At 68.4% G+C, this 14,716-nt stretch carries 13 protein-coding genes; 3 read left to right on the forward strand and 10 right to left on the reverse strand.

The genetic code is table 11. The features are described from left to right. Position 1: 1 nt before the first annotated feature. The 10 genes from IEZ21_RS40355 to IEZ21_RS40400 form a co-directional block, all read right to left on the reverse strand. The gene (locus IEZ21_RS40355) at positions 2-1,327 is read right to left on the reverse strand and encodes an NtaA/DmoA family FMN-dependent monooxygenase (protein WP_246568691.1); all 1,326 of its coding nucleotides are present in this window, start codon (positions 1,325-1,327) and stop codon (positions 2-4) included. A gap of 5 nt (positions 1,328-1,332) precedes the next feature. Beyond that, positions 1,333-1,992: a cysteine hydrolase family protein gene (locus IEZ21_RS40360; protein WP_189326799.1), complete on the reverse strand. Its 660-nt coding sequence runs from the start codon at positions 1,990-1,992 to the stop codon at positions 1,333-1,335. Beyond that, complete coding sequence (locus tag IEZ21_RS40365) at positions 1,992-3,053, reverse strand: LLM class flavin-dependent oxidoreductase (protein ID WP_189326800.1); 1,062 nt, start codon at positions 3,051-3,053, stop codon at positions 1,992-1,994. Before IEZ21_RS40365 ends, IEZ21_RS40360 begins: the two co-directional genes overlap by 1 nt. A gap of 85 nt (positions 3,054-3,138) precedes the next feature. Further along, complete coding sequence (locus IEZ21_RS40370; RefSeq protein ID WP_189326801.1) at positions 3,139-4,272, reverse strand: ABC transporter substrate-binding protein; 1,134 nt, start codon at positions 4,270-4,272, stop codon at positions 3,139-3,141. 141 nt (positions 4,273-4,413) lie between these two features. Beyond that, positions 4,414-5,271 carry an ABC transporter permease gene (locus tag IEZ21_RS40375; protein ID WP_189326802.1) on the reverse strand — a complete coding sequence of 286 codons (858 nt, stop codon included), beginning with the start codon at positions 5,269-5,271 and terminating at the stop codon, positions 4,414-4,416. A gap of 16 nt (positions 5,272-5,287) precedes the next feature. Further along, on the reverse strand, positions 5,288-6,118 hold the full coding sequence (locus IEZ21_RS40380) for an ABC transporter ATP-binding protein (RefSeq protein ID WP_246568683.1): 831 nt from the start codon (positions 6,116-6,118) through the stop codon (positions 5,288-5,290). A gap of 161 nt (positions 6,119-6,279) precedes the next feature. Next, positions 6,280-6,705 carry a hypothetical protein gene (locus tag IEZ21_RS40385; RefSeq protein WP_189326804.1) on the reverse strand — a complete coding sequence of 142 codons (426 nt, stop codon included), beginning with the start codon at positions 6,703-6,705 and terminating at the stop codon, positions 6,280-6,282. 218 nt (positions 6,706-6,923) lie between these two features. Next, positions 6,924-7,709 carry a carbohydrate ABC transporter permease gene (locus tag IEZ21_RS40390; protein ID WP_189326811.1) on the reverse strand — a complete coding sequence of 262 codons (786 nt, stop codon included), beginning with the start codon at positions 7,707-7,709 and terminating at the stop codon, positions 6,924-6,926. 59 nt (positions 7,710-7,768) lie between these two features. Further along, entirely contained in the window at positions 7,769-8,767 is a 999-nt protein-coding gene (locus tag IEZ21_RS40395) for a carbohydrate ABC transporter permease (protein WP_246568685.1), read from the reverse strand. A gap of 1 nt (position 8,768) precedes the next feature. After that, a complete protein-coding gene (locus tag IEZ21_RS40400; RefSeq protein ID WP_189326805.1) occupies positions 8,769-10,046 on the reverse strand; it encodes an ABC transporter substrate-binding protein in 1,278 nt (425 codons plus the stop codon). Positions 10,047-10,450: 404 nt separating this feature from the next. Here IEZ21_RS40400 and IEZ21_RS40405 point away from each other — a divergent pair, with 404 nt between their 5' ends. The 3 genes from IEZ21_RS40405 to IEZ21_RS40415 all read left to right on the forward strand — a co-directional run bounded on the left by IEZ21_RS40405 (position 10,451) and on the right by IEZ21_RS40415 (position 14,650). Next, entirely contained in the window at positions 10,451-11,203 is a 753-nt protein-coding gene (locus IEZ21_RS40405) for a DeoR/GlpR family DNA-binding transcription regulator (protein ID WP_189326813.1), read from the forward strand. Positions 11,204-11,509: 306 nt separating this feature from the next. Next, on the forward strand, positions 11,510-12,352 hold the full coding sequence (locus IEZ21_RS40410; protein ID WP_189326814.1) for an oxygenase MpaB family protein: 843 nt from the start codon (positions 11,510-11,512) through the stop codon (positions 12,350-12,352). 60 nt (positions 12,353-12,412) lie between these two features. Further along, the gene (locus tag IEZ21_RS40415) at positions 12,413-14,650 is read left to right on the forward strand and encodes a serine/threonine-protein kinase (RefSeq protein WP_189326806.1); all 2,238 of its coding nucleotides are present in this window, start codon (positions 12,413-12,415) and stop codon (positions 14,648-14,650) included. Positions 14,651-14,716: the final 66 nt, after the last annotated feature.

The following is a 14,716-nucleotide window of genomic DNA, read 5'->3' on the forward strand; positions in this document are numbered from 1 at the left end:
CTCAGACCGCCAGGTTCTCGCGCAGCGTGGCGCCGGGGTAGGCAGGCGCGAGCGCGCCGCGGCGGCGCAGCTCCGGCAGCAGCAGCTCGCTGATCTCGGCGAAGCCCGAGGGCATGGCCAGCGGGCTGGAGAACATGTAGCCGCCGCGGGATCCGGTAGCGGCGAAGTTCTCCTCCAGCGCGTCGGCGACGGTGGCGGGGTCGCCGACGATGCTGTGGTCGAGCCCCGTCGCCCTCCCGCGGCCGTGCGCGAAGAACTCGCTCCGGCTCATCGTGTGGTCCTCACCGAACTCGGCGATGAGCGAGCCGACGAGACCCGCGGGGCTAGCGTTGGCCGCCACGATCTCGTCGCGCAGCTCGGCCAGGCGGAACGACTGCGGCAGCGTCGAGAGGTCGTAGCCGGCGTTGTGCGACAGGTAGGTGGCGACGGCCTCCTCGTTCCAGAACTCGTGCACCGCGTCGCGGCGTGCCCGCGCTTCGGCCGTCGTGCGGCCGACGATGACCTGCGTGGCCCAGAGGATGCCCACGTCGGCCGGGTCACGCCCCTCGGCGAGGAGCGCCTCGTCGAGCAGTTTGCGGTGGCGGTGCTGGGCCATGAGGTTGCCGCCGAAGCCGAAGACGAGATCGGCCAACCGGGCCGAAGCGGCAATGCCCCGGGGCGAGTTGCCCGCCTGGACGATGAGCGGGTGGTGCTGCGGACTGGGTACGGAGGCGAGTGGACCCTTGACGGTGAAGAAGCGCCCATGGTGATCGATCGGGTGCACCTTCGAGGGGTCGGCGAACCGGCCCGTGGCCCGGTCGCGCACGATGGCGTCGGGCGCCACCGAGTCCCACAGCGCACGGCAGACCGCGACGAACTCCTCCATCCGCTCGTAGCGCAGATCGTGGTCCATCAGCTCCGCGAACCCGTAGTTCGCCGCGTCCGCGCCACGCGTCGAGGCGACCACGTTGAAGGCGATACGCCCGCCCGTCACATGGTCGAGCGAGTTCAGCAGCCGGGCGACGTAGAACGGATGCATGAACGTCGACGAATACGTCAGACCGAAGCCGACCTTCTCGGTCACGGTGGACATGGCCGCGATGACCGGCGACATGTCGTGACGCGGCCACTGGATGCCCCATTCCACGGCCGGTTCGATGCTTCCGCGCCAGGTGCTGGGTATGCCGCTTCCGTCGCCGAAGAACAGCATGCCGACGCCGGCCCGCTCGGCCGTCCGCGCGAGTTCCATGTACATGCGTACGTCGGGGAAGTCCTGCCCGACCCACGAGCCCTGCCGGGCCCATGCCCCTTCGGTGTGGCTGAAGGAGAGGTCGAAGCCGATGTGCATGCCGTTCACCGCACGCCCTTCTTCCACAGTTCGACGACCTCGTCGGTGTCGCTGAGCACGGCCACGTTGAGTCCCAGCTGGACCAGGGCCGCGGCGTTGACGTCGAGGTCGTAGGCGGCCGTCGCGTCCCGGGGGACGACGACGGGCCAGTCCAGCTGCACGGCGTCCTGGGCGGTCGCGTCGACGCAGCACTCGCTCGTCAGGCCCACGACGGTGAGCCAGTCGCAGCCGGCCGCGTGCAACCGTGCGTCGAGATCGGTGCCGAGGAAGCCGCTGTAACTGCGCTTGACCACGCGCGGTTCGCCCTCGGCGGGCCGCACGCGGTACCACTCGGCCCCCGGCGTACCGAGGACACACGGCTCGTCCGGGCTCATGGGCGAGCCGTAGTCACCTCCGCGCAGCCAGTTGCTCGACCGCCACGGCCGAGCGGGGTCACTGCCCAACTCGACCCAGACGACGGGCACTTCAGTCGCACGGGCGGCGTCGACGAGGTCGCCGATGCGGGTGACCGCCTGATCGAGCGCCAACAGTGCTGCCTCCGTCAGACCGTATTCGGCAAGGCGGTCCGGATCGGCGAAGTCCCGTTGTACGTCGACCACGACGAGCACGGGTCTGCTGTCGGGCCGCGTGAGGTGGGCGAGTTGTCTGTCGCGCAGATCGGACATCAGGCCGCCACCTCGTCACGCTCGCGCAGAGCGGGCAGTACGGTCTCGCCGAACAGCAGCATGTCCTCGTCGTACTCCGGGAAGATCAGCATGAGTCCGTCGAGGTCGGCCTCGCGCACGATGTACTCGATGTGGTCGGTGACCGTCCCCGCCGATCCTGCGACGTACGGGGTCTGGAACGCGGCCTCACCGCCCGCGCCCTCGGCCCACGCGCGGGCCTGGTCCTCGGGCACGCCCCAGGTGCGGCGCATGTGGGCGAGCGCCTCGCGGTCGAGACCCGCGCCCCACTCCTTCACTTTCTTCGCGGCCAGTTCGTCGGTCTCGTCCTGGACGACGGTGAGCATCGAATAGGTCTTGCAGACACGGCTGCCCGCCTTCGCCCGCGCGTGGACGTCCGCCGAGAGCTTCCGCATCTCGTCGAGGCTTTCGGCGGCGAGGAAGGCTCCGTCGGCGTACGTGGCCTGGAAGCGGCGCGCTTCCTCCGACCGGCCCGCGTTGATGATGGTCGGGCGGGTGGCCGGATGCGGGCGGGACTCGCAGTCGACGAGGTCGAAGTACGGCGTGCGCATGGTGACCGAATCCTCGGTCCACAGCCGGGTGACCGCCTCCGTCCACAGCTCCGTCATCTCGTAGCGGTCCGCGTGGCTGAGCTGGGGGTCCCACTCCCCGAACTGCTCGAACTCTCCCGCGTAGGAGCCGTTGACGATGTTCATGCCGGCGCGGCCGCCGGAGATGTCCTGGAGGGTGGCGAACATCTTCGCCGCGACGGCGGGGTTGTGGACGTTGGCGTGCAGGGTCGCCCAGATCTTGACCCGGCTGGTCGCCTCGGCGAGCGCCGCCATCATCGTCATCGACTCGAGCGAGCGGCCCCAGTGGTCGGTGCTGCCGCCGAAGCCGCGCCACTTCGCCATCGACATGACGAAGTCGAGACCGATGGTCTCCGCGTGCACGGCCGCGCGCTTGTTCCACGCGTAGGTCGCCTCGGGATGGGGAGCGGTCGTGGACAGCATCCAGCCGCCGTTCCCGATGGGGAGGAAGATTCCGTACTCTTTCGCTGGCACGTTGGTGGGCCTTTCCATGAGTTTTCTGCTGCCACGTGAGGAGGCCGGGAGCCGTGCGGGCCTTGTTTGTCCCGGCGTGATGCGGCTACGGAGCGGGCCAGACAAGCTTGTCGGCGGCGTAGACGTTCCTCACGGGGGAGGTGTCGAACCATCCCTCGGCCCGGGCGGCGGTCACGCTGTCGGGCACGATCTCGAACTGGTGCAGCATGTCGACGAGCCCCGCGACGTTCTTGGGGTCGATGGCGCCGAACGGCTGTCCGGACGTCGGGTTGTCCTTGGCGACCTGCGTCTCGGTCTTCCAGATGGTCGCGTTCAGTTTCTTGTCGTACGTCGGTCCGGACAGCTCGGCCGCGTATCCGACGCACTCGGCGATGTGTTTGTCGTCGGCCGAGCAGTAGTCGTAGGCGTGCAGCGCGGCGCGCAGGATGTCCTCGACGGCGTGCGGGTTCGCCTTGGCGAATTCCGGGTTCACCGCCATCGCGCCGAGCGAGCTCGGGACGCCGTAGTCGACCGGCTTCCACACCGTGACGTCCTTGCCGGCCGCCTTGAGCTGGTTGGGCTCGTTCGAGACGAACCCCGTGAGCGCTTCGAGGCCGCCCTGCCTGCGGGGCAGTACGGAGGGGTCGTAGCCCTGCTTGACCAGCTTGAGCGAGTCCCAGTCGACTCCGGCCTTGACCAGCATCGCTCTGACCCCGGCGGGTACGAAGCCCTTGTGGCCGACGACCTTGCCGTCGAGCTGGGTCAGGTCGGTGATGTCCTTGTTCGTCATCAGGATCTCGAGGCCGGCGTCCGAGTACGAGGAGATGCCCGTGATGTCGATCCCGTTGGCCCGGGCCTGGATGACGTCCTGCTGGGAGACGGGACTCACGGTCGCCTGTCCGCTGGCGAGCAGCTTGGTGTTCTGTGCCGTGTCGCCGGTGCCGGGCTTGAGGTCGACGTCGAGGCAGAGGTCCTTGAAGTAGCCCAGCTTGTCGGCGGCTATGTACTCGAGGATCGACACCGACGACTGGTACTGGTAGCCCGACAGGTAGGTGATCTTGCCGGCGTCCTTGTTCTCGGCGCAGCGGTCGGCGGAGATCGCGGAGCCTTCCGAGCCCGTCGAGGTGCTGTCGCCGGAGTCCGAGCCGCATCCCGCGAGGCCGGCTGTCAGCGTGACGGCGGCAAGGGAGGCGAGGCCGGATCTGATGAGGCGGTACTGCCTGGGGGACGTGGATGACATGGGTGACGTCGGTGACATGGGTGACTCCAGACTGGCGAGGGGCGCCGGGGAGGGGCGTGGACGAGGGCATGCGGCGTCGAGCGCTCCGCCCTCGCGGGCCACGGGTGGATCGACGTGCGGGTAAGTCGGTATGAGGGCGCGTCAGTTGTGCGCGCTGTCGTGCCAATGGAGCACGCGGCGCTCGACCAGCGTCACGACGAGCAGCAGCAGCACGCCCATCACCGCGAGGACGAGAATCGAGGCGTATACGACCGGCAGCTGGTTCATCGAGGAGGCCACGCTGATCGCGGTGCCGAGGCCGCCGCTCGATCCCGACGCCGACATCTCGGCCACCACGGCGCCGACGATCGACAGCGGGAAGACGATGCGCAGCGCGGCGAACACGTACGGCAGCGCGTTGGGGATGCGCACGTGCCACAGCAGCTCGAACCGGCCGGCGTCCATCGTCTGGTACACCTGCAGCACCTGCTGCGACACGGACCGCAGACCGGCCGCGGTGTTGATGAGGATCGGGAAGAAGCAGATCAGACCGGCGATGACGAGCTTGGGCAGCGGGCCGAAGCCGAAGGCCACGACCAGCGCCGGTGCGATGGCCACGAGCGGCGTGACGTTGAGGACGACGGCGATCGGCATGACCGCCCGGCGCACGAGGGGGAGTTCACTGGTCAGCACCGCGAGGACGAACGCCGCGACGAACCCCATCGCGAGGCCGGCCACCGCCTCGCCCAGGGTGACCAGGGCGTTGTCGACGTAGTAGCCGAACTGTGTGGTGAGCGAGCTGCCGATGTCCGGCAGCGGTGGCAGCAGGTACGGCAGTTCCTCGGCTCCCCACTGCCAGAGAGCGGCGAGGATCGCCAGCATCACCAGGAGGGGCAGCCAGGCGGCTGGGCGGATCCATGCGATCCGGGACCTCGGGTGGCCGAGGCTGAAGCGCGACGGCTCGACGGGCGGCTCCGTCTCGGTCGCCGGGGCGGTGGTGCGTTCGTCGGCTACGGTCATGTCCTCGCGCCCCCACTCACGCGGCTTCGCCGTGCCAGGCACGGCGAAGCCGGTCTCGGATCAGGTCCTCGTACTCGTGGAAGCGGCGCTCCCCGAAGAGACGGTCACCGCGCGGCCGGGGCAGGTCGACGTCGATGATGTCCACGATGCGGCCGGGGTGCGGGGCCATGACGACCACGGTGTCGGAGAGCCGGACGGCCTCGGGCACGGAGTGGGTGACGAACAGGACCGTCGTCTTCAACTCGTCCCAGAGATCGAGCAGTTGGTCCTGCAGGCTCTCGCGTGTGAATTCGTCGAGCGCCGAGAACGGCTCGTCCATGACGAGTACGTCGGGCCGCAGGCCGAAGGCGCGCACGATCGCGGCACGCTGCCGCATACCGCCGGACAGCTCCGCCGGAAGCTTGTCCATGGCCTCACCGAGACCCGCCTTGACGAGGAGTTCCCGCATGTCGGGGGCGGACGGCGCGGCGTCCCGCTCGGCGAAGCCGGCGATGCGCTCGCGGCGCCTGGCGGCACCTTTGTTGATCTTCTGCGGCAGAGTGACGTTCCGCAGCACGGACAGCCAGGGCAGCAACGCCGGGCTCTGTGGCACGAGGCCGATCAGCTTGGCGGCGCACGCCTTCGCCGGCGGGACGCCGTGCACACGGACCTCGCCGTGGTCGGGCTGTTCAAGCCCGGCGACAAGGCGCAGCAGTGTCGACTTGCCGCAGCCGCTGGGGCCGATGAGGCTGACGAAGCGGCCGGGCGGCACCGTCAGATGGACCTCGTCGAGGGCATTGGTCGCGGACGACCCGAATCCGTAGATCCGGTGCACCGACCGCAGTTCAAGTGCTGGCGTACCAGTCACCTTCACGCTCCCATCCATGTAGCGAGCACGAAGGCCCGGTCCTGGAAGTCGGAGAGCGTGCGTAGCGAGTGCGGGTGACTGCCACGCGGAAATCCGCTTAGGTGTCTTTGACCGTAGGAGCCTTGTGTTTCGCTCCGCCGCCCCTGTTTGTTTCGAGGGCCTTACGTTCGGTCTTGCAGCGTTACGGCCGCGTTGCCGTCGAAGACGTAGATCTCGATGCCGAGGTCCGCCGCCGCGCGCGCCACCCAGCCGCCGAGTGCCTGCACGACCAGCTCGGTGATCAGGAGCACCGCGCGCTCGGCGGTCGGTACGGAGTCCCGCAGCCAGAGCAGCTTGAACATGTCCGCCATGACCTTGTTGCGGTAGGCGGGCTTGTACGCGCCCTGATTGCTGACGAGTTGAACGAGCACACGGCCCGCGTCGTCGATCCCCTCGACCTCGACGCGGCTGCTGTCGGGCAGCATGAGCGGCTTCGGACGCAGCCTGGTGCCGAGCCGGTCGCCGAGGGCGAGCAACATACGGCGTTCGATGGAGCCCTCGGCGAACCGGCTCCACTCGTTGGGGGCGTCAAGGACTGTCAGGTGCACCTGCCGGAGTCTAGGAAACGCCGGTTTCCCACGTGTTTCACGTGGTCGGCGCCGTGGCTTGGGTACGGCCACAGGTGCGCAGGGCCGCGGGGTGCGCCGCCTGTTGGTGGTCGGCGGCTAGGGCGCGGTGGAGGTCTCGCCGGGTGTACGGGTCGTCGAGACCTCCACCGCGCCCAGGTGGCCCTGCGCATCGATCGAGGAGTTGGCGGCTCAGTCCCTCACTCGCGCACCGCCCCCTTGGTGGCGTCGGCGATGAAGCTGCGGGCGAACAGGGAGAACACCACTACCAGCGGCAGTACGGCGAGCAGTACGCCGGCCATCACCATGGCGTAGTCCTGCCGGCCGTGCGAGACGTTGAGCTGGGAGAGGGCGACCTGCAGGGTCACCCTGTCGGGGTTGACCAGGGCGACGAGCGGCCAGACGTAGTCGTTCCACGCGGCGACGAAGGTGTAGATGCCGAGGAAGGCGAGCCCCGGCCGGACGGCCGGCAACCCCACGTGCCAGTACTGCCGGAAGAAGCCGCAGCCGTCCATGCGGGCGGCGTCGATGAGTTCGTCGTGAATGGCGCCGATCATGTACTGACGCATCCAGAAGATTCCGAAGGCGTTCGCGGTCGCCGGAAAAATGACGGCCTTGAGAGAACCCAGCCAACCCAGTTCCGCCATGATCAGGTACTGGGGAATGATCGCGAGCTGGAGCGGCAGCATGAAGATGCCCATCAGCATCGCGAACAGCACACGTCTGCCGGGGAATTCGTATTTGGCGAAGGCGAACGCCGCCAGGGAGTCCAGGAGCAGGACGAGCGCCGTCGTGCTCACGGCCACGATGACCGTGTTGAACATCGCTCCGAAGAAATCGATGCTGTCCAGCAACCGCTGGATGTTGTCGAACAGATGGGACCCGAAGGTGAGCTTCGGCGGGTATTTGGTGATGTCCTGCGTCGTGTTGGTCGCCATCACGATGGTCCAGTAGAACGGGAACATCGAGACCAGGACCCCGGCCATCAGGATCACATGGAGGAGCAGCCCTCTGACGGTCGTGGGCCGGCGGACACGGAGTGCCTTCACACCTTCCTCCTTCCTTGTACGACACGCCAGTTGATGACCACGAACAGCAGGATGACCAGGAAGAAAGCCCACACGATCGCGGCTGCGTAACCGAAGTTGTTGTTGTCGAAAGCCTGGTGGTAGAAGTACAGAAGTGTGGTCAGTCCAGCCTGTCCCGGGCCGCCGGAATTCGGATTGTTGGCCGCGTTGCTGCCGAACAGGACCTGGGGCTCGGTGAAGCTCTGCAGACCGTTGACCGTCGAGATGATCACCGTGAACAGAATGATCGGACGCATCATCGGAACGGTGATGGAGAAGAAGGTCCGCACCGGCCCCGCGCCGTCGAGCTTGGCCGCCTCGTAGACATCCGAGGGAATCGCCTGCAGACCGGCCAGGTAAATGATCATGTTGTAGCCGGTCCACTGCCAGGTCATCAGCATCGCGATGACCGCTTTGATCGTCCACTCGTTGTTCAGCCAGGGGACCGACGGCACGTTCACCGCCTGCAATGCCGCATTGATGACGCCGAACCGGTCGCTGAAGGCCGAGAAGAAGAAGATGGAGACCGCGACCACAGAGGTGACGTTCGGTACGAAGTAGGCGACGCGGTAGAAGCTGGTGAGGCGGCGCGTGGAATTCAGCAGGGTGGCCAGCACCAGCGCCATGAACAGCATGGGGAACGTGGCGAACACCCAGATCACCAGGGTGTTCCGCAGCGCCAGCCAGAAGGTGGGATCGTCGAACAGGAAGCGGAACTGGTCGAACCCGACGAAGGTCATCTCGCCGATGCCGTCCCAGCGCTGGAACGCCAGGTACAGCGAATAGATCATCGGGAAGAACAAGAAGGTCAGGAACAGCAGGAAGAACGGCGACACCGCCGCGTACTGCGGCCAGAAGGACAGAAGCCGCCGCAGCCCCCGGCGCCGCTCGGGCCGTCCGGTACTCCGGGCGGTCCGGCGGTGCTTCTGAGGAACCTCGGGCGCTGCGGCGGGTCCGGCCGTGGGGGGTGCTGCCACGTCAGCTCACGCCCTGCTGCTTGGCGATCTGCTTGGCCTGCTCGACGGCGTCCTTCCACGCGTCGTCCGGCTTCTTGCCCTTCGACTCGATGCTGGTCAGCTCGTTGTAGTACGGCACGGCCACCGCCGCGTTCGCCGGAGCCTCGTAGAAGGCCGGAACCTTCTCGGCGGCCGGGCCGAACACCTCGATCGTCTTCTGCCCGCCGAAGAACGGATCGCCTTCGGTCAGGGCGGGCAGCTTGTAGGCCGCCGGGGACGAGGGGAACAGCGCCGCGTCCGTGAAGCCGCGGCCCTGGTTCTCCGGGCTGAGCAGCCACTTGATGATCTCGAAGGCGACTTCCGGGTTGCGGCACTCCTTGGGCAGGGCCAGGAACGAGCCGCCCATGTTGGAGGGGCCGCCGGGCAGGGGAGCGACCCGCCATTTGCCCGAGGTGTTAGGAGCCATGTCCTTGACGTCCAGGGCCATCCAGGCGGCACCCAGCTGGGTGGCCACTGTCCCGTTGGCCACGGCGGGCTTCAGGCTCTCGTCGTTGATCTTGGCGTCGGCGCCGGATTCGTAGAGGCGGACAGCGAGGTCCCAGCACTTGCGGACGTGCTCCTGGTCGCCGATGAACTTGTTGTTCTCGTCGATCATGCGCTTGCTGCCCTGACCGAGGGACATGTCGAAGACAGCAGTCATGTTGTTGAGCAGAAACGCCTTGGGGTACGCCTTCTGGATGTCGGCGCCGATCGCGAAGTAGTCCTCCCACGTGGATATCTCCGCGGCCACCTTGGCGGGATCCGTGGGCAGTCCGGCCTTCGCGAACATGTCCTCGCGGTAGTACATCGCGGTCGGACCGATGTCGATCGGGAAGCCGATCTGCTTGCCGTCCTGGGTCTGTCCCTGCTTCAGCTTCCAGCCCAGGTACTCCGAGGCGATCTTGTCCGCCCCCAGGGTGTTGAGGTCGATGAACCGGCCGGCGTTGGGCAGGAAGGAGGCGATGTCCTCGCCCTTGATCCCGGTGATGTCCGGTACGAAGCTGCGGCCGTTCATCGTGGTGAGCAGCTTCTGCTTGAAGGTGCCGCCGATGATCGAGGACTTCAGCGTCACGTCGGTGAACTGCTTCTTGGCGTCTGCCACGACCTTGTCGCTGAGGCCACCGCCCCAGTACCACAGGGTCAGGTCCTTGCCGTCCTTCGTACCGCTGCCGCTGTCCGAGCCGCCGCACGCGGCGGTGACTCCGGCGCCCGCCGCGACGAGCAGGGCCGTCTGGACGAACCGTCTACGGGACAGATCCACTTTCGTTCTCCTACTGTTCGACGTGATCGGTGACCGCGGGCGTTTCACCCGAGTACCGGCCGTGCTGTGTCTGGGACGGGGATCCGCCCGGGCCCAGGAGCGTCGGGCCGGCGGGCGCCCCGTGCGCGCGCCGGTTCGAGCCGCTCCGGGCGGGCGAGGTCCCGCCGTGGAACCGGGACCGGCTCTCAGGGCTGTGGTGTCGCAGGGCGTGAGGCATGAGTGCTTCCCCTCCCCGGAGCCGCCGACGGCGAGTGGCAGCCTGCTGCCTTTTGCTCAGGAAGTACTGGTGCAGTGATTACATCTGCTCGAAGTACGCAGAAGCTTGCACCTTGTGCGCAGGTCTGGCAAGACTCAATCCCCATCCTGCGTGAGTTTGATTGAACTTGGAGGATCGAGTGACCGCCATGGTTCCCGACCGCCGACATGAATGGATCTTGCGAGCGCTGCGCTCGGACGGCCCGACCGCCGTCGTCGCCCTCGCCGAGAGGCTGGGCGTGAGCCGGGCGACGATCCGCCGTGACCTGGCACAACTGGAGGACGAGGGCCTGCTGAGACGGGTCCACGGAGGCGCGATGCCGACCGAGGGCGGAGACGAACCCTTCACGGAGGTGGCAACCGTACGGGCGGCGGCGAAGGACACCCTCGCGGACAAGTGCGCCGACCTCGTCAGCGACGGTGAGATCCTCCTGCTCGACATCGGCACCACCACGCACCGGCTGGCGCGCCGACTGCGGGGCCGCGACCTCACCGTGATCACCAGCAGTCTCGCCGTGTACGAGGAACTGGCCGACGATCCGTGCGTACAACTGGTGATGCTCGGCGGAGCCGTCCGGCGCGACTACCGTTCGCTGGCCGGCTTCCTCACCGAGGACAATCTCCGGCAGATCCACGCCGACCGGCTGTTCCTGGGCACCAGCGGCATCCGCCCGGACGGCCAGGTCCTGGACACCACCTCCGTGCAGGTACCGGTGAAGCGGGCCATGATCGCCGCCAGCGAACAGGTGGTACTGGTGGCGGACGCCGGAAAGTTCCCCGGCACCGGTATGGCCCGGGTGTGCGGGCCCGGCAGCCTCGACCTGGTGGTGACCAACGCGCCCACGGACCCGGCGACTCGCAGTGCACTGCAGGCGGCCGGAGTCGAGGTGGCCGAGGTGTGAGAACGAGGCCCTGAGCCCTGTCGGAAGCGTCCGCCTGTGCCGTTCAGCTCGAGCGCAGAGCTCGCGGGGTCAGTTGGCGTCGTCGCTCAGCCAGCACGCGCTAGACGCTACTCGTCAAACGCGATCATCTCTGTGCGCGTTATTGCAGAAGTTTTTCTACTTCCTACGTAGGCGATCCAGTGCTCCTCCGCTTGCCGTGCAGACTTTTGACGCGTCCCTCCCAGGCCGGCCCAGCGCCTTCCTTGTCGCAGACGCTGTACCAAAGCGCCATGGTCTGGTCACACTGGCAGCGTGAACGTGGATCACATGGGCGACCCCGGACTCTTCGGCCCCGACTCGGTGACCTGGCAACTGCACAGCGACCCGATGATGTGGGTCGCCGGAGTCCGCGCGCTCTACCTCCAGGCCCTGCACCCGCGCGCGGTGCGCGGCGTCATGCAGAACTCCGACTTCCGCAAGGACGCCTGGGGCCGGCTGATGCGTACGGCCAACTTCGTCGGGACGACGACGTACGGCACGACCGAGGCGGCCGAGAAGGCAGGCGCCCGGGTCCGCAAGATCCACGCCATGCTCACCGCGACCGACCCCGACACGGGCGAGCGCTACCGGATCGACGAACCCGAGCTGCTGCTCTGGGTGCACTGCGCCGAGATCGACTCCTACCTCGATGTCGCGCGCCGCTCCGGGATCCGCCTCACGGAGGCGCAGGCCGACCGCTATGTCGGCGAACACCGCGAGAGTGCCCGGCTGGTGGGCCTCGACCCCGAGGACGTACCCGCCGACCAGGCTCAACTCGCCGCGTACTTCGAGAAGATACGACCCGAGCTGGCCGCCGGAGACGAAGCACGGGACGTCGACGACTTCCTGCGTCGGCCGCCGACGCCCGCGCTGCTCGTCCCGGCGCGCGAACTGCTGTGGCGGGGCGTGGCGGAGGTGGCGTATGCCTCACTGCCGCCGTTCGCCCACGAGCTGTACGGACGATCCGCACCCTCGCACGAGGCGGTGAACCTTCAACTGCGCTTCACCGGCATCATGCTGCGCAGGATTCCCGCACGTGTGCGCTGGCAACTCCCGCCCAAGCACATTATCCGCGCCATGTCACGGCTCGGCCCCGGCTCCCGACCGGCCCCGTACAAACTCGGACGATAGCTCGCCATACTGGACGGGCCAGGGGAGGGCGGAGACACACGACGGGGGCGGTCGCAGGAAATGGGGGAGACCAGGCTGATCCAGGGCCGGTACCGATTGCTCGACATGATCGGTCGCGGCGGCATGGGCGAGGTGTGGCGTGCGCGCGACGAGTCGCTGGGCAGACAGGTCGCCGTCAAGTGCCTCAAACCATTGGGCCACCATCATGACCAGTCCTTCACCCGCGTCCTGAGGGAGCGGTTCCGGCGCGAGGCCCGCGTGGCCGCCGCCCTCCAGCACCGCGGGGTGACCGTCGTCCACGACTTCGGCGAGTCCGACGGCGTGCTCTATCTCGTCATGGAGCTGCTGGACGGGCGCAACCTCAGCCAGCTCCTGGAGGACAACAAGCAGCATCCGCTGCCGGTCGCGGACGTCGTGGAGATCGCCGACCAGGTGTCCGCCGCTCTCGCCTACACCCACCAACAGGGCATCGTGCACCGCGATTTGAAGCCCGCGAACATCATGCGCCTCACCGACGGCACGGTGAAGATCTGCGACTTCGGCATAGCCCGCCTCGGCCACGACATCGGGTTCACGGCCCGCCTCACCGGCACGGGCATCGCGATGGGCACCCCGCACTACATGTCGCCGGAGCAGATCAGCGGCGTGACCGTCGACGAGCGCAGCGACCTCTACTCGTTCGGCTGCGTACTGTACGAGATCGCCACCGGAGCGCCGCCGTTCGACCTCGACGACGCCTGGGCCGTACTCGTCGGCCACCGGGACACACCCCCCGAGCCGCCGCGCCGCCACCGCGCCGAACTCCCCGAGTACGTCGAGGAGATCATCCTGCACCTGCTGGCCAAGGAGCCCGAGCAACGCCCGCACAACGCCCGCGAGTTGAGTCATCGCATCAGCGCGGCCCGCACCACACCGGCGTACGTGCCGACCGTGGCCTCTCCTCCCGTGCGCCCTCAGGCGCCGGAGCCGGTCGCCGCCGGCGAACCGCGACTGCCCTCCTGGACCCGCGGCATGACCACCGGCCACAAGGCGACAGGCGCGGCCCTGCGGACCACACCGCCGGACGCCGCGGCGGGCCTGACCGGTGACTGGATCGCCCGCAGTGACACCCGCTTCACCCAGGAGCCCGTACAGGCCGAACGGCCCACTCCATCACCGGAGTTGATCAGCACCCTCACCGGCCGGCACAACGCGGGCCTGAGCCTGGGGCGCCTCGGCCGCTGGGCGGAGGCGGGCGAGGTGCACCGCGCGGTCGCCGCCGAACGCGAGCACGCGCTGGGGCCCGACCACCCCGACACCCTCGCCAGCCGGTACGAGGTCGCCTTCATCCTCAGCCGCACCGGCCGCCCCGCCGACGCGCTGCGCGAGTACACGCGCGTGGCCGAGTCCAGGGAGCGCGTACTCGGGCCCGACCACCCGGACACGCTGGCCGCGCGACAGGAAATGGCGTACGTACTGGGGCAGTTGGGCCGCCACTTCGAGGCGCACCAGGCGTACACGACGGTGCTCGCCGCCCGGGAGCGCGCCATGGGCCCCGACCACCCCGACACCCTGCGCTGCCGCCACAACCTCGCCTTCAACCTCAGCAGGCTCGGACGCCTGGAGGACTCGTACCGCATGGCCCTGGACGTGGCCGCGGCCCGCGCGCGAGTGCTCGGCCCGAACCATCCCGACACCCTCGTCACCCGGTACGAAGTGGCTTACGCACTCGGCCAGTTGGGCCGCTGGCCGGAAGCGCTCCAGACCTACCAGGAGGTCGCCGAAGCCCGTGCGCAGGCCCTCGGACCCGACCACCCCGACACGCTCGCCGCGCGCTACGAGGTCGGCATCAGCCTCGGACGGCTCGGCCGCAGCGCCCAGGCCCTGACGCTGTACCGCGCCCTGGTCGACGACCGCACCCGTGTCCACGGCCCCGCCCACCCGGAGACGCTGCGCGCCCGGCACGGCCTCTGCGTCAACCTCGGACGGCTCGGCCGCTGGGAAGAGGCCCTCGCCGAGTCCCGCGACGTGTGCGCCATCCGCGAGCGCGTCCTCGGCGCCGATCACCCGGACACCCTGGTCAGCCGCCGCGAGGTCGCCGTCGGCCTCGGCTGGCTCGGCCGCTGGGCCGACGCCCTCACGGAGTACCGCCGTGTTGCCACGGCCCGCGAGCAGGTTCTTGGCGCCGACCATCCCGACGCGCTCGCCAGCCGCAATGACGAGGCGCACTGCCTGGAGCAGCTCGGGCGCGGGGCGGAGGCGGTGGAGCTGTACCGGAGGGTTGCTGCCCTGCGCGGCGCTCCGCGGGAGGCGCAGTAAAGAATCTGCGGGTTCGTTGTGGCTGGTCGCGCAGTTCCCCGCGCCCCTTGGGTGGGTGGGGGGTGC

The organism is Streptomyces flaveus (genome assembly GCF_014647675.1).
Taxonomy (GTDB): Bacteria; Actinomycetota; Actinomycetes; order Streptomycetales; family Streptomycetaceae; genus Streptomyces; species Streptomyces flaveus.